A 17,539-nucleotide genomic window follows, 5' to 3' on the forward strand; every position below is an offset into this window, starting at 1 on the left:
ACTCTGATCGGGCCGCCGGGGCGGGAACGGCGGGGGAGCGTTGAACTTGGGACAGGACATCGGGTTCGTCGGCTTGGGGGCCATGGGCCTGCCCATGGCGGCCGGCTTGGCAGGGGCGGGGCATCGGCTCCGGGTTTACGACATCGATCCGGCGGCCCGGGAGCGGGCCGCCGCCGTCACCGGCATCGCCGCCGTGCCCGATCTGCCCGCGGCGGCGGCCGGGGCCGAGGTCCTTTTCACCTGCCTGCCAAACGACGCGATCCTGCGCGAGGCCTATCTCGGGCCGGCCGGGATCGCCGGGGCCCTGGCCAAGGGCGCGACCACGATCGACTGCTCGACCGTGAGCCCCAAGGCGACCCAGGAGATCTCGGCCGCCCTGCGGGACCGCGGCGTGGCCCACCTCGATGCGGCCATGCTGGGTTCGGTGCCGCAGGCCGAGACCGGGGAGATCGGCTTCGTGGTCGGCGGTGAGCGCCAAGCCTTCGAGGCCGCGGCGCCGCTGCTCGACGTGCTCGGCCGCTTCCGGGTCTACGCCGGCGGCTCCGGGGCCGCCAACCGGATCAAGCTGATCCACCAGTCCCTCGTGGCGGCCAACGCGGTGGCCGTCGCCGAGGCGCTGGCGCTCTGCCGGGCGACCGACACCGATCTCGACTGCTTCTACGACGTGGTCTGCAATGGCGGCGGCTTCGCCTACTCCCGCTACTTCGAGAAGCGCCTGCCGCGGATGCGCACTGGCGACTTCTCGCCGCTCTTCATGCTGCAGCTGATGAAGAAGGATGCCGCGCTCGGCCGGGACCTGGCGTCGGAGGCGGGACTGGTGACTCCGCTCCTGGACCAGGTGGTGCAGCGCTTCGAGGCAGCGCTGGCACAGGGCCTGGGCGCTGAGGACTTCTCGGCGGTCGCGCGGCTTTACGACCGGGAAGGGGAGGAGGCGTGACCTTGAGCCTCGAGGATCTGACCTTCCTTGGCCAGGGCCTGAAGCGCCCGGAGTGCGTGCTCTGCACCGCGGACGGCAGCGTCTTCGCCGCCGACTGGGAGGGCGGCGTGACCCGGATCGCCCCCGACGGCCGCCAAGCCCGGCACCTCGCCGAAGGCGAAGGTTGGGTCCGTCCGAACGGCATTGCCCTGCGCCGGGACGGCAGCTTCCTGCTCGCTCACCTGGGCGAAGACAGTGGTGGCGTGTTCAGCCTGGACCGCAACGGCACCTTGCGTCCGGTCCTGACCGAGGTCGAGGGCTCGCCCTTGCCGCCGACCAATTTCGTCTTGGAGGACGAGTACGGGCGGCTCTGGATCACGGTCAGCACCCGTCTCCGGCCGCGCATCCGGGGCTGCCGCGCCGACGCGGCCGACGGCTTCATCGTCCTGTCCGACGACCGGGGTGCGCGCATCGTCGCCGACGGCCTGGGCTACACCAACGAGGTCCAGTTCGATGCCGAGGGCCGGCACCTCTACGTCAACGAGACCTTCGGCCGCCGACTTTCGCGGTTCCGCGCCGCCCCCGACGGCACGCTCTCCGACTACGAGATCGTCGCCGAGTTCGGCCCCGGGACCTTTCCGGACGGCCTGGCCTTCGATGCCGAGGGCGCGATCTGGATCGTCAGCATCGTCAGCAACCGGGTGATCCGCGTCCAGCCCGACGGGCGCCAGGAGGTGGTGCTGGAGGACAGCGACGCCGCTCATCTCGACTGGGTCGAGGCCGCCTATGCCGCCGGCCGATTGACTCGCGCCCATCTCGACAGGATCGAGAGCCGGCGGCTTCGCAACATCTCCAGCCTCGCGTTCGGCGGCCCGGATCTGAAGACGGTCTACCTGGGCTGCCTGCTGGGCGACAGCCTGGCCCGCTTTCCTGCTCCGGTCGCCGGCCGGCCGCCCCTGCACTGGGAGGTCGCGGCGTGACCGCGCGCACCAAGTCCGGCCCGGCAACGGCCGAGCCGAACAAGGCCGGAGCCAAGAAGGCCGCACCGCCGCGGGATTCGCTGGTCGACCGGGCCTACCGCGACATCAAGTCGCGGATCATGGGCAACCTCTACCCGCCCAACCTCCAGGTCCTGGAGCAGGACTTGGCCCTGCAGCTCGGCATGAGCCGGACCCCGGTGCGCGAGGCCCTGATCCGCCTGGAGAAGGAAGGCCTGGTCGAGATCCTGCCGCGCCGCGGCATGCGCGTCGTGCCCATCGCGCCCGAGGACATGCGCGACATCTACGAGGTCCTGACCAGCCTGGAGGCCCGCGCCGCCGAGCGCCTGGCCGAACGGCGTCCGACGGAGGCTGATCTGGCGCCGATGATTGCCGCCGTGCAGCAGATGGAGAGCTCGCTCGACCGGGGCGACCTCGACGCCTGGGCCCGGGCCGACGAGGACTTCCACCGCCTGCTGCTCGAGCTCTGCGGCAATCGACGCCTGGCGACCATGGCCATGACGGTCTTCGACCTGGTCCACCGGGCGCGCATGGTAACCCTCAGGATGCGGCCCCTGCCCAAGAAGTCGAGCCGCGACCACCGGGCGCTGATCGAGGCGATCCTCGCCGGTGAGAGCCGCCGGGCCTACGAGCTGCACTACCAGCACCGCCACCAGGCGATGCAGCTCCTGACCGACATCCTGGAGCGCTACAACCTGCAGGAGCTGTGAGGGGAGAGGACGTCTGGCACCCTGCCGACCTCGCCCTTCGACAGGGGGCGAAGCCCGGCGTTGCGCGTGGACGAGGTGCAAGGACGCGCTCATGCCGAGCCTGTCGAAGCATGAGGCTGCCGAAGCAGATCTCTCTCGGTGATTGGTGCGCGGCCGGCGCGACTACTCCTTCACCGCGCCGGTCATCGAGGAGACGTAGTGCTCGACGAAGAAGGAGTAGAGGATGGCGACGGGCAGCGAGCCGAGCATGGCGCCGGCCATGAGGCCGCCCCAGTTGTAGACGTCGAAGGTGATCAGCTCGGTCACCGCGCCGACCGGGACGGTCTTGTTCTCGGCCGAAGAGATGAAGGTCAGGGCGTAGATGAACTCGTTCCACGACAGGGTGAAGGCAAAGATGCCGGCCGAGATCAGCCCGGGCACCGAGAGCGGCAGCACGATCTTGACCAGGATCTGCAGGCGGGTCGCGCCGTCGATCAGGGCGCATTCCTCCAGCTCGTAGGGGATCGAGCGGAAGTAGCCCATCAGCAGCCAGGTGCAGAAGGGCACCAGAATGGTCGGATAGGTCAGCACCAGGGCCCAGTTCGAATCGAAGATGCCCAGCCAATGAACCATGATCGCCAGCGGAATGAAGAGGATGGAGGGCGGCACCAGGTAGGCCAGGAAGATCAGCATGCCGACCGTGCGTGAGCCCTTGTAGCGCAGCCGCTCGATGGCGTAGGCGGCGCAGACCGCGCAGAAGATCGACAGAAAGGTCGAGGTGACCGTGACGAACATCGTGTTCCACAGCCAGCTCGGGTACTCGGTCTCGGTCAGCAGGTGGTAGTAGTTCTCCAGGGTCGGCTCGTAGACCCAGAGCGCCGCGAGGCCCCGGTAGGCGTGGAGCTCCTCGGTCGTCTTCACGCTGGTGATGCCCATCCAGTAGAAGGGAAACAGCAGGACGAAGACGAAGATCGCCAGGGGGATGTAGACCACCACGACCTTGCGCGGGATCGACTCCAGGTAAGTCATGCCGCCTTCGCTGGCGACGGCCGCGGGCTTCTTGACGGCAACGTCAGTCATCCTGGCCTCCTTGCTGCCACTTGCGGCGCTGCAGGCCGAAGTAGCTGAACAGGATGGCGGCCAGCAGGAAGGGGATCATCGCAGTGGCGATGGCCGCGCCCTCGCCGAGCGCGCCGCCGACGATGGCCCGCTGGTAGGACAGGGTGGCCATCAGGTGGGTCGCGTTGATCGGGCCGCCCCGGGTCATCACCCAGATCAGCTGGAAGTCGGTGAAGGTGAAGAGCACCGAGAAGGTCATGACCACGGCGATGATCGGGGTCAGCAGCGGAAAGGTGATGTGGCGGAAGCGCTGCCACTCGCTTGCGCCGTCTATGGTCGCCGCCTCGTAGAGCGAGGGCGAGATGGTCTGCAGCCCGGCCAGCAGCGTGATCGCGACGAAGGGGATGCCGCGCCAGATGTTGGCGGCGATCACCGAGGCCCGGGCGTTGTTCGGGTCGCCCAGGAAGTCGATGGTCTCGGTCAGCAGGCCGGCCTCGATCAGGATCCAGCTGATCACCGAGTCCTGCGAGTCGTAGATCCACCAGAAGGCCAGGGCCGAGAGCACGGTGGGCACGATGAAGGGCATCAGCACGATGGCACGGATGAAGGCCTTGAAGGGGATGTAGTGGTTCAACAGCAGTGCCAGCCAAAGGCCGAGACCGAATTTGATGATGCTGGCCACGACTGTGTAGAGGAAGGTGTTGAAGACCGAGAGCCAGAAGACGTGGTCCTCGAACAGCCAGATGTAGTTTTCCAGCCCGATGTATTCGCCGGGCCGGCCGACCTTGACGTCGGTCAGCCCGATCCAGACCCCGAAGAAAAGCGGATAGGTCAGGAAGACCAGCAGGAACAGGGCCGCCGGCAGCATGAAGATCAGGCCGAGGGCGTTGCGGTTGTTGCGCAGGCGGTCGAGCAAGCCAATCGGCTCGATGCTCCTGGTCTGGCTGGCTATCGCCACGTGGCCCTCGCTTCGTCAGGAGTCGGTGGTCTCGAGCCCCGGCCGCGGAGTTGCGACGGCCGGGGCCCGGGATGGCCGGTCTAAGCGCCTCAGGAGCGGTAGACCCGCTCGGCGCGGCGCTGCGCGTCGGCCGCGGCCTGCTTCGGGCTCTTCGCGCCGGTCGCCGCCTCCGCCACCATGTTGACCACGACGAAGTCGGCGAAGACCTCCGACGCGGCGTTGCCCAAGGAACCGGCGTGGGCGAAGGACCGCGTGCGCTTGGAAACGTCGCGGAAGACCGTGCGCTTCGGATCCTCGGTCCAGACCGGATGGTTCTCGTAGGCGGCCAGCGTGTGGCTCAGGTAGCCGACCGAGTCCTGCAGGAACCTGTCGTGCTGTTCCTTCTCCATCAGCCAGGACAGCAGCGCCTTCACCGCGTTGGGATACTTGGTGTACTTGTAGGGCATCATGGGGAAGCAGACGTGGAACTCCGTCGGCTCGCCGACCGGACCGATCGGGTAGAAGGCGTGGTCCATGTCCTCGGCGACCTCGGTGTTGCCCTCGCGCACCGCCGCGGCATAGATCGAGATGCCGTTATTGGTCAGCGAGCAGGCGCCCTGCAGGAAGGCCTTGTTGTTGTGGCCGTCGAGCCAGGAGGCCGCGCCGGGGATGAAGGACTCGCCGAGCGCCTTGACGTACTCCAGGCCGGCCACGGTCTCCGGGCTGTTGACGACGACGTTGTCGTTCTCGTCGACCAGCTTGCCGCCGTGCGACCACATGATCCAGTGCGCCCAGCAGTTGCCGTCGCCGCTGGCGTTGCCCAGCGCGAAGCCGCCGGGGGTCCCGTTCTTCTTCAAGTTCACCATCAGCTTGAGGAAGTCGTTGGTGTTGTCCGGCACGGTCTCGAAGCCGGCCTTCTGGATGTGCGACTTGCGGTAGTTGATCAGGTTGCCGCCGATGGTGATCGGCAGGTTGATCCACTTGCCGTCGCGCTTGCCGTACTGCTCTGCGACGGGATACCAGCCGCCGTAGCTCGCGCCTAGGTGCTCGCAGACGTCGGTGATGTCCAGCATGGCATCGGGGTACTGATGGGCGTCGGCGTGGATACCCCAGATAATGTCCGGGCCACTGCCAACGCTGGCCGCGACTGCGGCCTTGGGACGCAGGTCCTCAAAGCCTTCGCTGTCGACCCGGATCTTCACGCCAGTGGCCTTGCTGAAGGCATCCATCATGGCGAGAAAGCTCTCGCCCTCGGACTGGACGAAGCGCTTCCAGCGCAGCACCCGCAACTCGGCACCCTTTTCCGGCTCCCACTTCATGTGGTTGGCAGCCCAGGACTTGGCCGCCGCGACCAGGGCCGGGCCGGCAATGACGGCCGCCGCGCCTGCCTTCAGAATGTCGCGTCTCGTAAACATGGTCATGGCTTCTCCTCCGTGTTCCTTCTTGTTGTTCGTTGTCGTTCCTCGGTTCCCGCTGGGCGGCGGCCGGTCCTGCCTGATCCCGCCGTTGCTTCGAAAACCTCCCTCTTGCCACCAGCCGGATCGGCCACGGGGTTTCAGCGCAGCACTTGACCGCTGTCCCGGTCGAAGATGTGTGCCAGCTCGCGCCGTGGCTGCAGATAGATCCGCTGCCCGTGGGTGAAGTCGTGCCGCTCCTTGAAAGAGACCTGCACCTCGGTGCCAGCCATGCGGCCGACCACCAGGATCTCGGCCCCGGTCGGCTCCACAACCACGACGTCGACCGGCAGGCCGTTGCTCTCGTCGGTCAGGGTGAAGTGCTCCGGACGGACGCCGTAAAAGACCCGCGTGCCGTCCGGGCCGCCGCGGCCCGGCGCCAGCTCGAGCATCGAGCCGTCCTCCGCGGCGACGCGCGCGTGGCCGTTGGCGACCTGCACCGTGCCTTCGATCAGGTTCATCGCCGGCGAGCCGATAAAGCCGGCGACGAAGGTATTGACGGGTTCGTCATAGAGATCCAGCGGCGCGCCGAACTGCTCGATGTTGCCGTCGCGCATGACCACGATCTGGTCGGCCATGGTCATGGCCTCGATCTGGTCGTGGGTGACGTAGATCGAGGTGCTGTTGAGCCGTTGGTGCAGCTCGCGGATCTCGGTGCGCATCTGCACCCGCAGCTTGGCGTCGAGGTTGGACAGCGGTTCGTCGAAGAGGAAGACCTGGGGGTCGCGCACGATCGCACGGCCCATGGCGACGCGCTGGCGCTGGCCGCCCGAGAGCTGCCGCGGGTAGCGGTCGAGCAGGTCGCGCAGGTTCAGGATGTCCGCCGCGCGGGTCACCAGCTCGTCGATCCTGGCCTTGTCGACCTTGGCGAGGCTCAGGCTGAAGGCCATGTTGTCGTAGACCTTCATGTGCGGATAGAGCGCGTAGTTCTGGAACACCATCGCGATGTCGCGCTGCTTTGGCGGGATGGTGTTCACGACCTGGCCGCCGATGGCGATCTCGCCGGAGGTGATCTCCTCGAGGCCGGCGATCATGCGCAGCAAGGTCGACTTGCCGCAGCCGGAGGGGCCGACCAGGACCGTGAAGGAACGGTCCGGAACGGTGATGTCGACGCCGTGCAAAACCTCGGTCGAACCGAAGGACTTGCGCACGTCGCGGATTTCGACCGACGCCATTGCCTCCCTTTCGGGCCTGCCTGCTGCACGCAGGGCCCGCTCTTTGCTCGGCGGGCTTGCCGTTGCATTAACGTATACATTAATCGGAGTTCGAGGCCGCGTCTACAGCAATTCTTGACCGAGCCCCGGCACCGAATTGTCGAAATGCACCGGGAAACGGCCAGCGAGCGCGCTCCGGGCGCTGGCCGGGCGCTCGCGGTGACGAGACAGAATATTGCACGACTACAAGGAATCAGAGAAGCATAGTTGCGAATTTCAACTCATTATTGGAATCGCAGGAATTTTAACCATGATGTAGGATGCAATCTGGGCTGGAGGCAAGCACCGGATATACCCGGAATAATAGACTAAAGCGAACAGGAGAAGGCCATGCTGCTTCAGTCCAGACGAAGGCCGCCCGCTTGCCGGGTTGGCGCCCCGTTCCGCCTCGGAACGGGCATTTCGATTCCCCTGACTCTCGCCGCGCTTTTGCTCGCGTCGAACGTGGGCGCCCAGGTGACATCCCGCGAAGCTGCGGTCAACTTCGACCGGCGCATTTCGATCATTCAGGCGACAGGCGCAGCCCGCGCCACGGCGTCGGCCGCGCAGAGCACTGCGCTCTCGGCACTCAGCTCGGCGCTGTCGGACTCGCTCCTGTCGTCCATCGACGCGCAGACCGGCGTGACGCGCTCGCTCTACAATCCCAAAGGCTTCCTGACCGAGGCGGCCCAGGGCGCGCCGCTGCAGATCGCCGACGGCTACCTGCGCGCCAACCTGACACTGCTGGGGCTGGACTCGGCCGATCTCGACGACTACGAGGTCACGGATTCCGTCTATTCCGCGGTCTCGGGCGTGACCCATATCTACCTGCGCCAGCGCCATCAGGGCCTGCCGGTCTACAACGGACAGCTGCAGGTTCACATCGCGCGCGACGGCCGGATCTCCGGGATCAACAACGCCTTCGTGCCGGGGCTGGCGCGCCTGGCGAAGTCGGCGGTGCCGGTGATGACCGCGGAGGATGCCGTCATGTCGGCCGCCGTGCATCTGAAGCGGCCCATGCTGCGTCGCCCGCAGCTCCTTGCGCCGGCCGAGGGGGCGGCGCAGACCACTTCCATGAACGCCGCGACCCTGTCCCGGGAAACGGTCGAGGCGGAGCTGATGTGGCTGCCGGTCGGCGCCGACCTCCAGCTGGTCTGGCGCTTTCAGCTGCACATGCCGGACTCCCAGCACATCTACGACATCACCGTGGATGCGGAGGGCGGCAAGCTCGCGGACACGGCCGGCGAGCGGGTGATGACCCGCTTCACCTGGTCGAGCTCCGCCAAGTTCCTAGTCTACGAGCAACCGGCGGAAAGCCCGAACCACATCAGCCCCCTGCCGCCGGATGACGCCAGGACCTTGGTCGTCGACCCGGAGGACGCGACGGCCTCGCCCTCCGGCTGGTTCGACAGCGGCCAGACCGACATGGACGGCAACAACGTCCGCGCCTACACCGACCGCGACGGGAACAATAGCCCGGATTCCGGTCAGCCCAACTGCACCGCGGCGCTGGAATGCGATTTCCCGCTGAACCTGGGCGCCGATCCCGTGAACTACAAGAGCGCCGCCATCGCCAACCTGTTCTACTGGAACAACATCATCCACGACATCCAGCACCAGTACGGCTTCGACGAGGCCGGCGGCAACTTCCAGGAGAGCAACTTCGGCCGGGGCGGCCTAGGCAGCGACTCGGTCAACGCCGAGGCGCAGGACAACGCCGACGGCAACTCCCGTTGCAACGCCAACATGGCCACGCCGCCGGACGGCAGCAATCCAAGGATGCAGATGTACGTCTGCAACTATTCGAACCCCCAAGCGGACGGCGATCTCGACAACGGCGTGATCGTCCACGAATACGGCCACGGGATCACCATCCGCCAGGTCGGCGGGCCCTCGAACTCGAGCTGCCTGAACAACAATCAGCAGCCCGGTGAAGGCTGGAGCGACTGGTTGGCCTTGGCCTACACGGCAAAGGTCGGCGATGCCGGGACCGACAGCCGCGGCATCGGCACCTACCTCTTCGGTCAGCCGCCCAACGGCGGCGGCATCCGGCCGCAGCCCTACAGCACCGACCCGGCCGTCAATGACTACACCTACGCCAGCATAAATGGGCTTTCCGTGCCGCACGGCCTCGGCTCGGTCTGGGCGCAGGTGCTCTGGGAGGTCTATTGGGCCCTGGTCGACAAGCACGGCTTCGATCCCGACCTCTACAACGCCCTGGGCGGGTCCGGAAACCAACGGGCCATGCTCTACGTCAACGAGGGCCTCAAGAACACCGCCTGTTCGCCGACCTTCGTCGAGACCCGCGACGGAATCATCCAAGCCGCCAACGGCTTCTCTGGCGGTGAGGACGTCTGCCTGCTGTGGGAGACCTTCGCGGCCTTCGGTCTGGGAACCGACGCCGTCAGCGGCGGCTCCAACAGCACCTCGCCGATCAACGGCTTCGCGCTGCCGGCGGAATGCACGGGTCCGACCCCGCCGCCTCCGGGCTGCAAGGCGGTCCTCTACGAGACCGACTTCGAGTCCGGCACTGCCGGATGGGAGGACGGTTCCGGCTTGAGCACCTGCACGACGGGAAGCTGGGTGGTCGGCGATCCCAACCGCATCACCAGCGGGGGCGTCGTCACGCAGCTCGGCGACGACAACACACCGACCGGCGTCAACGCCCTCTTCACGCAGCCGAACACCAGTGCGGGGCGGGACGACGTCGACGGCGGCGTCTGCTCGGTCGAGTCGCCGGTCATCGACGCGACCGGCCTGACGAACGTTCTGGTCGAGCTCTACTTTTTCCACGGCCAGCGCGACGCCGGTGATCATCCCGGTGGCGACTTCTTCTCGATCGATGCCGAGACCGCGGCACCAGAGGCCTTCGAAACCAACCTCGTCTCGATCGGGGACGTCACCTCGAACGCCGCCTGGACCAAGGTGACGACCACCTTGGCGAACCCCGGCACGATCCAGCTGCGGGTCCAGGCCTCGGACGGTGCCGGCCCCGGCGACCTGGTCGAGGGCGGTATCGACGACGTCCGGATCTGTGAAGCGGAATAGCCGACGGCCTCCGAGCTTAGAAGACTGAAGTCGAAGCCCGCCCCCCTGGGGGCGGGCTTCTGCTTTCGGCAGCGTTCGCCGCGTTCGATCCCAGGCGCGGGCTATGGCGTTTCAGCCATGACGCGCAGCGTCGCCACGTAGTCGGAGGTCTCGATCCTTCGCTCGGCTTCGGTCTGCGGCTCGAGGGCGGTGACGGTTACGCTGTAGCGGGCGAAGCGCCGGGTGTCGCTGCCGCCCGGCGGCACCTTGAACAGCAGCTCCTCGAGCTGCGATCCCAGCTCGGCCTTCACCAGCACGTGGGCTTCGCCCGCGACGAGGCATGCCGTGCCCTTGGGACAGCGGGAGTCCATCGGTACCTCCAGGAAGTGGAGGCGGAGTTCGGTGCCCTCCAGCCGTGACGCCTCGCCGACCCGAAGCGAGAAGGCCTCATCCAAGGCTGCACTCCCGGCGGCCAGAGCCGCGAAAAGCGAAACGATAAGATAATACTTCGCCATCAAGTTGCATTGAGCCTCTGGATGGTTGCGGCGTCAAGCGCGGCCGGTGGCAGGACCCGCGGTGCGCCGAGTCCGATTCCGGGGGGCGGGCAGGGGTGCCTTCCAGGCGTGGCGCCGATCGCGCCCGGTCCTGCGCGGCAAGAAGAAAGGACTGGAATACCTATGCGTTAGATGTGATTGTTCCCTTTCACTCGAGACGACCTTATGGAATTCCTGATCAATCTCATCGGCGGCGTCGCGCTGCTCCTCTGGGGCGTGCGGATGGTCCGCACCGGCGTCAACCGCTCCTTCGGCAGCGCCCTGCGCCGGGTGATCTCCAGATCGACCGGCAACCGGTTTTCGGCCTTCCTGGCCGGGCTCGGCGTGACGGCAATCCTGCAGAGCAGCACCGCGACGGCCCTGATCGTGTCCTCCTTCGCCGGGCGGGCGATCATCCCGGCGGCGATGAGCCTGGCCCTGATGCTCGGGGCAGACGTGGGCTCGACCCTGGTCGTCCAGGTGCTGTCCTTCGACGTCACCTGGCTCTCGCCGCTGCTGATCGCGGGCGGCGTCTTCGGGTTCCTGTCCTCGGAGATCAGCGCGCGGCGCAACCTGTCGCGGGCCGTGCTCGGGCTCGGTCTGATCCTTTTGTCGCTGAAGCTCATCACCGCGGTCTCGGCCCCGCTCAGGGAGGCCGAAGCCCTGACGGTGGTGCTTCGGACCCTGGTCGACGAGCCCCTGCTGGCGGTCCTGCTCGTTGCCGTCATCACCTGGCTGGCGCATTCCAGCGTCACCATCGTGCTCCTGGTGATGTCCTTTGCCGCGGTTCAGACCATCGCGATCCAGCTCGCCTTCGCCATGGTCCTGGGGGCCAACCTCGGGGCCGCCATCACCGCCGTGGTCGTCACCCTGCGCGCCCCGGTGCTGGCCCGGCGGGTGCCCTTGGGCAACCTGATCATGCGCGGCGCCGGGGTCCTGGTGCTGGTGCCGCTCTTGCCCTGGCTGCAGCCCTATGTCGCCGCGCTGGGGGACGATCCCGCGCGCATGGTCGCGAACTTCCACACGGGGGTGAACCTGGCCCTGGCGATCGTCTTCCTGCCGCTGCTGGCGCCGGTCGCCAAGGCCGCGGCACGTTTGCTGCCGGAGGAGGAGGCAGCCGAAAGCCGCCCCGGCCAGCCGCGCTATCTCGACGCCAACGCCTTGGACACCCCGGCGGTGGCGCTCGCCGCGGCGGTGCGCGAGACCCTGCACATGGGCGACGAGCTGCGCGCCATGCTTGCCAAGGCGGCGGCGGCCTTTCGTGAGGACGGCGCCCAGCTGGTCAAGGAGGTCTCCGCCGCCGACGACGTGGTCGACGACCTGCACGAGGCGATCAAGATCTACCTGACGCAGCTCTCGACCTCGGAACTCGACCGGGAAGAGAGCGAGCGCTGCATCGAGATCCTCAGCTTCACGACCAACCTCGAGCACATCGGCGACGTGATCGACAAGAACCTGATGGAACTGGCGGCCAAGAAGATCAAGAGCAAGTCCAGCTTCTCGCCCGAGGGCCAGCAGGAGCTGGAGAGCTACCACGAGCGCGTGGTCGCCAACCTCGACCTGGCGATGAACGTCTTTCTGACCCGCGAGAAGGCGCTGGCCCGGCAGATGCTGCGGGAAAAGGCGGAGATGCGGGATCTGGAGCGCAGCCTGGTCGACCAGCACTTCGCGCGGGTCGCGGCCGGGCGCGCGGAGTCCGTCGAATCGAGCTCGCTGCACCTCGACGTGCTCCGCGACCTGAAGCGGGTCAACAGCTACCTGACCTCGGTGGCCTATCCGATTCTCGAGCGGAGCGGCGAGCTGGCGGAAAGCCGGCTGGTCGAGGACCACGCCCTGGATCCGGGCTGATCCGGATCAGGCGTTGCCTTCCGCCAGGCGGTCGACCAGGCGGCCGACCTTGCGGACCGCGGCTCTGGGCGCAATCGTCCGGGCGCTGGCGATGGTCTTGAGCAACGCGGCCCGGTCGGCGGCTCCTCTCGGCGCGAGGACGACGCCGGCGGCCTCACCGTTGCCGAGGAACCCGAACAGGCGGCGCCAGCGCTTGCGGCGCAGGGTATAGCCCTGGCCGCGGTCGTCGAAGACGGCTCGAAAGCTCTCCTCAGTCTCGGACGCGTCGATGTCGCGCACGGCATCTTCGGCGGAGTCGTAGACGTAGAGGACGCCGTCGTCCTGAAGCGTGATCAACATGCTCTTCCTTCCCCCTGTGAGACCTCTCCGCACGGCACGCTTTCGGGCTTCGTCGAAGACATTGGCCCAGGTTGCGCCGGACAGCCGAATCCCCCTCCCAAACAAGAGGTGCTCCCGCCTCAAATGTCGCGCAGTAGCGTCAGGTATTCAACAGCTTGAGGGGTGGAATCCACCTAGATTATCAAATTGTCACAGGCATAGGCCGCCATCGATCACAAGAGCCGTCCCGGTGGTGAAGGCGGACTCGTCCGAGGCCAGGTAGACGGCCAGGGCCGCGACCTCCTCGGGCTGGCCCAGGCGGCCCATGGGCTGGCGGGCGATGAAGGCCTTGCGGGCCGCCACGGGGTCGTCGAAGGATGCGATTCGTCCGTCAAGCGAGGGCGACTGCACCGTGCCCGGGCAGATCGCATTGCAGCGCACGCCCTGGCCGACGTAGTCCGCCGCGACCGACTTGGTCAGGCCGATCACCGCGGCCTTGCTGGCGCCGTAGACGCAGCGGTTGGGCAGGCCGCGCAGGGAGGAGGCGACCGAGGCCATGTTGACGATGGAACCGCCGCCCTTTTCCAGCATGCCCGGCAGGAAGGCGCGGATCGTGCGGTACATGGCCGTGACGTTGAGGGCGAAACCGAAGTCCCAGTCCTCCTCGCCGCTGTCGAGGACCGAGCCGTGATGGACGTGGCCGGCCACGTTCATCAGGCCGTCGATCGCCCCCAGCTCGGCGGCGCAGGCCGTGATCGCCGTCGGATCCAGCACGTCCAGGCGCCGAATGGCGACGCCCTCGACGCCGTCTAGCTCCGACTTGAGCAGGGTCTCGTTGACGTCGCTGGCCGTGACCTCGGCGCCCTCCGCGGCGCAGGCCCGGGCGATCGCCTGGCCGATGCCCTGCGCCGCCGCGGTGACCAGGATCCGCTTGCCCTTCAGTCTCTCCGCCATGGTCGGTGCTCCCCCTTAGGGTCAGTAGTCGCAGCTGTTCTGGGCGCTGTAGTCGGCGACCGCGATCTTGCCGGCGACGATCTCGGCCCGGGCGGCGCCGAGCCTGCCCTCCATCTCGGCGCTCACCAGTGGCCGGTTGTGCTCGTCCAGCGCCCAGCCGACGCCGTCCTCGGCCAGGCCCAGGACCGTGATCCCGGGCGCCCAGCTGCCGGCCTGGGCGGTCGCGAAGGCCTCGCGGACCGCGACGTCGACCCGCTTGACCATGGACGAAAGCATGGTCCCGGGGTGCAGGTGGTTCTGGTTGGAATCGACCCCGATGGCCAGCTTGCCCAGGTCCTTGGCCGCCTGGTAGACGCCGACCCCGGTGCCGCCCGCGGCGGCGAAGATGACGTCGGCGCCGCGGTCGAACTGGCTGCGCGCCAGCTCGCCGCCCTTGGTCGGGTCGTTCCAGGCCTCCGGCGTGTTGCCGGTCATGTTGACCAGGATCTGGACCGCGGGGTCGACGTGCCTGGCGCCCTGCTCGTAGCCGCAGGCGAACTTGCGGATCAGCGGGATGTCCATCCCGCCGACGAAGCCGACCTTGCCGGTCCTCGACGCCATGGCCGCCAGCATGCCGACCAGGAAGGAGCCTTCCTCCTCCTTGAAGACCACCGACTGCACGTTGGGCGCCTCGACCACCGCGTCGATCAGGGTGAACTTGGTCTCGGGGTACTCCGCGGCCACGGTCTCGACAGAGGAGGCCAGGCCGAAGCCGACCGCGACGATCACGCTGGTCTCGCGCCGGGCCATCTTGCGCAGGGCCTGCTCGCGCTGAGCCGCGGTCGTGATCTCGAACTCCAGGTAGTCGATGCCGGTCCTCGCCTTGAAGGCCTCGGCGCCGTTGTAGGCGGCCTCGTTGAAGGATTTGTCGAACTTTCCGCCGATCCCGTAGACGACCCCGGGCCGGAACTCGGCGGCGCCGGCGGTCGACAGCCCGGCCAGCACCAGAACGGAGAGAGCGGTCATTACACGCAGCATGTCGTCTTCCTCCCCTGGCTCGAGGCTATGCCCTCGTTCAGATTTCTTGTGACTGCGGCAGTATCATCAGCCGCGGCAGCGCGACGTGATCGGGCCGGGTGAGGGCGAAGATCAGGAGTTCCGCGACGTCGGCCGGCCGCAGGGGTTGTTCAACGTTCTGAGTGACTTCCGGCCGAACGCTGTAGCCGCGATGCAGGTCGGTCACCACCAGGCCGGGCTCCAGGCAGGTGACCTTGATCGCCGATCCCGCGACCTCGAGACGCAAGGCTTCGGACAGCGCCTCGACGGCGTACTTGGTCCCGGCGTAGCCGCCGGCGAACTTGCGGACCTTGCTGCCGAGCACGCTGGAGGTGTTGACTAGGTGCCCGGCCCCAGCGCTGCGGAACTGCTTCATGGCGAGGTAGGCGATGCGGTAGGCCGCCTCGACGTTGACCCGGACCATCTCGCAAAGCGCATCGACCTCGACCTCCTCGATCGGACCTGTGTGGATCAGCCCGGCGTTGTTGAAGACCACGTCGAGGGCGCCGAACTGGCTCAGCGCCGCCTGGAAGAGCGATTCTGCATAGCCCGGATCGGTCATCTCACCCGGCACCGCGATGCAGTCGGGCAGGCGCCTCGTGTGCTCCTGCAGGATCTCGGCCCGCCGGCCGGCCAGCACCAGCTTCATGCCCGCGCCCGACATCGCCTCGGCCCCAGCCAGCCCGATCCCGCTGGTCGCCCCGGTGACGATCCCGACCTTGCCCTGGAGGGAGACGGCCATCGCCGCGGCCTCCGACGGCTAGTGGCTCTCTTTCGGAACCGGGGCGCCGGAGCTGCCGACCAGGAAGTCGAAGTCGCAGCCTTGGTTCGCCTGAAGGACGTGGTCGTGATAGATCTGGGCGTAGCCGCGGTCCGGCGCCTCGGGCGGCCGCCACTGGGCCCGGCGGCGTTCCAGCTCCGCGTCGTCGACGTCCAGGTGCAGGCGCCGACCGGCGACATCGAGCTCGATCATGTCGCCGTCCTGGACCAGGGCGAGGGGGCCGCCAACCGCGGATTCAGGCGCGGTGTGGAGGACCACGGTGCCGTAGGCCGTGCCGCTCATCCGGGCATCCGAGATCCGCACCATGTCGCTGACGCCCTTCTTCAGGATCTTGGCCGGCAGGGCCATGTTGCCGACCTCCGAGAATCCGGGATAGCCCTTGGGACCGCAGTTCTTCATGACCATGACGCAGGTCTCGTCGATGTCGAGACCGGGGTCGTCGACCCGCGCCTTGTAGTGGTCGAAGTCCTCGAAGACCACGGCCCGACCGCGGTGCTGCATCAGCTCGGGCGTCGCCGCCGAGGGCTTGATCACCGCGCCGTCCGGCGCCAGGTTGCCGCGCAGCACGCAGATTCCGCCGCTCGGCTTGAAGGGCTGGTCCAGGCTGTGAATGACCTCGCGGTTATAGCAAACCGTGTCCTTGACGTTGTCCCAGATGGCCTTGCCGTTGGCGGTGACCGCGTCCTTGTGCAGCAGGCCGTGCTCGCCCAGTTCGCGCAGCACTACCGGCAGGCCGCCGGCGTAGTAGAAGTCCTCCATGAGGAAGGCCCCCGAGGGCATGAGGTTGACCAGGCAGGGCACCTCGCGGCCCAGACGGTCCCAGTCGTCGAGGCTGAGGTCGACGCCGACCCGCCCGGCGATGGCGAGCAGGTGGACCACGGCATTGGTCGAGCCGCCGATCGCGCCGTTGGTCAGGACCGCGTTCTCGAAGGCCTGCTTGGTCAGGATCTTGGACATCTTGAGGTCTTCCTGGACCATCTCGACGATCCGCCGTCCGACCATGTGGGCCAGGACGTTGCGCCGAGAATCGGCGGCCGGGATCGCGGCGTTGCTCGGCAGGCCGAGGCCCAGGGACTCCATCATCGAGGCCATGGTCGAGGCCGTGCCCATGGTCATGCAGTGGCCGATCGAGCGCGACATGCAGGCCTCGGCGTCAAGAAAGTCGGCTTCTGTCATCTCGCCCTTCTTGCGCATCTCGTCGAACTTCCAGACGTGGGTGCCCGAGCCGATCAGCTCGTTGCCCCAGCGGCCGTTCAGCATCGGCCCGCCGGAGAGCACCAGGGTCGGCAGGTCGCAGGAGGCCGCGCCCATGACCAAGGAGGGCGTGGTCTTGTCGCAGCCGACCAGCAGCACCACGCCGTCGAGCGGGTTGGCGCGGATCGACTCTTCGACGTCCATCGAGGCCAGGTTGCGGAACATCATGGTGGTCGGCCGCATCAGGGTCTCACCCAGCGACATGACCGGGAACTCCAGCGGGAAGCCGCCCATCTCGTAGACCCCGCGCTTGACCCGCTCGGCCAGGACCCGGAAGTGGGCGTTGCAGGGGGTCAGCTCCGACCAGGTGTTGCAGATGCCGATCACCGGCCGGCCGTCGAAGAGGTGGTGCGGCAGGCCCTGGTTCTTCATCCAGCTCCGCCGGTGAAAGCCGTCCTTGCCCGGCAACCCGAACCACTCGGCGCTGCGGCGCTTGGTCTTGCTGTCGTCTGGCATGATCTCTCCCTGAAGGCGACCAGGCGCGGGAGGCCCGCGGCGGTCCGAAGCTCTCTGTTTCTCTATTCTGTCATTGCCGGACTTGAT

At 67.4% G+C, this 17,539-nt stretch carries 15 protein-coding genes; 5 read left to right on the forward strand and 10 right to left on the reverse strand.

Annotated elements, in window-relative coordinates:
• Positions 1-46 precede the first annotated feature (46 nt).
• Genes QNJ30_00365 through QNJ30_00375 form a run of 3 tightly spaced genes read left to right on the forward strand, consistent with a single transcriptional unit; the run spans position 47 to position 2,624 of the window.
• A complete protein-coding gene (locus QNJ30_00365) occupies positions 47-937 on the forward strand; it encodes an NAD(P)-dependent oxidoreductase (protein ID MDJ0941889.1) in 891 nt (296 codons plus the stop codon).
• 2 nt (positions 938-939) lie between these two features.
• Entirely contained in the window at positions 940-1,896 is a 957-nt protein-coding gene (locus QNJ30_00370; protein MDJ0941890.1) for an SMP-30/gluconolactonase/LRE family protein, read from the forward strand.
• Positions 1,893-2,624, forward strand: a complete 732-nt coding sequence (locus QNJ30_00375) for a GntR family transcriptional regulator (protein MDJ0941891.1) — start codon at positions 1,893-1,895, stop codon at positions 2,622-2,624. Before QNJ30_00370 ends, QNJ30_00375 begins: the two co-directional genes overlap by 4 nt.
• 162 nt (positions 2,625-2,786) lie before the next feature.
• On the opposite strand, the gene QNJ30_00380 is transcribed toward QNJ30_00375, so the two are convergent.
• The 4 genes from QNJ30_00380 to ugpC form a co-directional block, all read right to left on the reverse strand.
• A complete protein-coding gene (locus QNJ30_00380) occupies positions 2,787-3,683 on the reverse strand; it encodes a carbohydrate ABC transporter permease (GenBank protein MDJ0941892.1) in 897 nt (298 codons plus the stop codon).
• Positions 3,676-4,620, reverse strand: a complete 945-nt coding sequence (locus tag QNJ30_00385) for a sugar ABC transporter permease (GenBank protein MDJ0941893.1) — start codon at positions 4,618-4,620, stop codon at positions 3,676-3,678. Before QNJ30_00385 ends, QNJ30_00380 begins: the two co-directional genes overlap by 8 nt.
• Before the next feature lie 89 nt (positions 4,621-4,709).
• On the reverse strand, positions 4,710-6,020 hold the full coding sequence (locus QNJ30_00390) for an extracellular solute-binding protein (protein MDJ0941894.1): 1,311 nt from the start codon (positions 6,018-6,020) through the stop codon (positions 4,710-4,712).
• A 134-nt stretch (positions 6,021-6,154) separates the two neighbouring features.
• Positions 6,155-7,228 carry a sn-glycerol-3-phosphate ABC transporter ATP-binding protein UgpC gene (gene ugpC, locus QNJ30_00395; GenBank protein ID MDJ0941895.1) on the reverse strand — a complete coding sequence of 358 codons (1,074 nt, stop codon included), beginning with the start codon at positions 7,226-7,228 and terminating at the stop codon, positions 6,155-6,157.
• Positions 7,229-7,723: 495 nt separating this feature from the next.
• Here ugpC and QNJ30_00400 point away from each other — a divergent pair, with 495 nt between their 5' ends.
• On the forward strand, positions 7,724-10,294 hold the full coding sequence (locus QNJ30_00400; GenBank protein MDJ0941896.1) for a M36 family metallopeptidase: 2,571 nt from the start codon (positions 7,724-7,726) through the stop codon (positions 10,292-10,294).
• A gap of 101 nt (positions 10,295-10,395) precedes the next feature.
• On the opposite strand, the gene QNJ30_00405 is transcribed toward QNJ30_00400, so the two are convergent.
• Positions 10,396-10,728, reverse strand: coding sequence for a hypothetical protein (locus tag QNJ30_00405; GenBank protein MDJ0941897.1), 333 nt, complete (start codon positions 10,726-10,728; stop codon positions 10,396-10,398).
• 264 nt (positions 10,729-10,992) lie between these two features.
• On the opposite strand from QNJ30_00405, the gene QNJ30_00410 reads away from it, so the two are divergent.
• Positions 10,993-12,654, forward strand: a complete 1,662-nt coding sequence (locus QNJ30_00410; protein MDJ0941898.1) for a Na/Pi cotransporter family protein — start codon at positions 10,993-10,995, stop codon at positions 12,652-12,654.
• A 6-nt stretch (positions 12,655-12,660) separates the two neighbouring features.
• On the opposite strand, the gene QNJ30_00415 is transcribed toward QNJ30_00410, so the two are convergent.
• The 5 genes from QNJ30_00415 to araD all read right to left on the reverse strand — a co-directional run bounded on the left by QNJ30_00415 (position 12,661) and on the right by araD (position 17,452).
• The gene (locus QNJ30_00415; protein MDJ0941899.1) at positions 12,661-12,993 is read right to left on the reverse strand and encodes a hypothetical protein; all 333 of its coding nucleotides are present in this window, start codon (positions 12,991-12,993) and stop codon (positions 12,661-12,663) included.
• Between the two features lie 189 nt (positions 12,994-13,182).
• Complete coding sequence (locus tag QNJ30_00420) at positions 13,183-13,926, reverse strand: SDR family oxidoreductase (protein ID MDJ0941900.1); 744 nt, start codon at positions 13,924-13,926, stop codon at positions 13,183-13,185.
• 21 nt (positions 13,927-13,947) lie between these two features.
• Positions 13,948-14,943: a BMP family ABC transporter substrate-binding protein gene (locus tag QNJ30_00425; protein ID MDJ0941901.1), complete on the reverse strand. Its 996-nt coding sequence runs from the start codon at positions 14,941-14,943 to the stop codon at positions 13,948-13,950.
• 37 nt (positions 14,944-14,980) lie between these two features.
• Positions 14,981-15,703 (reverse strand): SDR family oxidoreductase, encoded by a 723-nt coding sequence (locus tag QNJ30_00430; GenBank protein ID MDJ0941902.1) that lies wholly within the window; start codon positions 15,701-15,703, stop codon positions 14,981-14,983.
• Positions 15,704-15,721: 18 nt separating this feature from the next.
• On the reverse strand, positions 15,722-17,452 hold the full coding sequence (gene araD, locus QNJ30_00435; GenBank protein MDJ0941903.1) for an L-arabinonate dehydratase: 1,731 nt from the start codon (positions 17,450-17,452) through the stop codon (positions 15,722-15,724).
• Positions 17,453-17,539 lie beyond the last annotated feature (87 nt).

This window comes from Kiloniellales bacterium (assembly GCA_030066685.1).
Taxonomy (GTDB): domain Bacteria; phylum Pseudomonadota; class Alphaproteobacteria; order Kiloniellales; family JAKSBE01; genus JAKSBE01.

Excerpts from the sequence above, each read along its gene's own strand:
- QNJ30_00415 (MDJ0941899.1), bottom strand. The coding sequence starts at position 12,993 with ATGTTGATCACGCTTCAGGACGACGGCGTCCTCTACGTCTACGACTCC.
- ugpC (MDJ0941895.1), bottom strand. The coding sequence starts at position 7,228 with ATGGCGTCGGTCGAAATCCGCGACGTGCGCAAGTCCTTCGGTTCGACC.
- QNJ30_00380 (MDJ0941892.1), bottom strand. The coding sequence starts at position 3,683 with ATGACTGACGTTGCCGTCAAGAAGCCCGCGGCCGTCGCCAGCGAAGGC.
- QNJ30_00430 (MDJ0941902.1), bottom strand. The coding sequence starts at position 15,703 with ATGGCCGTCTCCCTCCAGGGCAAGGTCGGGATCGTCACCGGGGCGACC.
- QNJ30_00390 (MDJ0941894.1), bottom strand. The coding sequence starts at position 6,020 with ATGACCATGTTTACGAGACGCGACATTCTGAAGGCAGGCGCGGCGGCC.
- QNJ30_00410 (MDJ0941898.1), top strand. The coding sequence starts at position 10,993 with ATGGAATTCCTGATCAATCTCATCGGCGGCGTCGCGCTGCTCCTCTGG.
- QNJ30_00420 (MDJ0941900.1), bottom strand. The coding sequence starts at position 13,926 with ATGGCGGAGAGACTGAAGGGCAAGCGGATCCTGGTCACCGCGGCGGCG.
- QNJ30_00425 (MDJ0941901.1), bottom strand. The coding sequence starts at position 14,943 with ATGCTGCGTGTAATGACCGCTCTCTCCGTTCTGGTGCTGGCCGGGCTG.
- araD (MDJ0941903.1), bottom strand. The coding sequence starts at position 17,452 with ATGCCAGACGACAGCAAGACCAAGCGCCGCAGCGCCGAGTGGTTCGGG.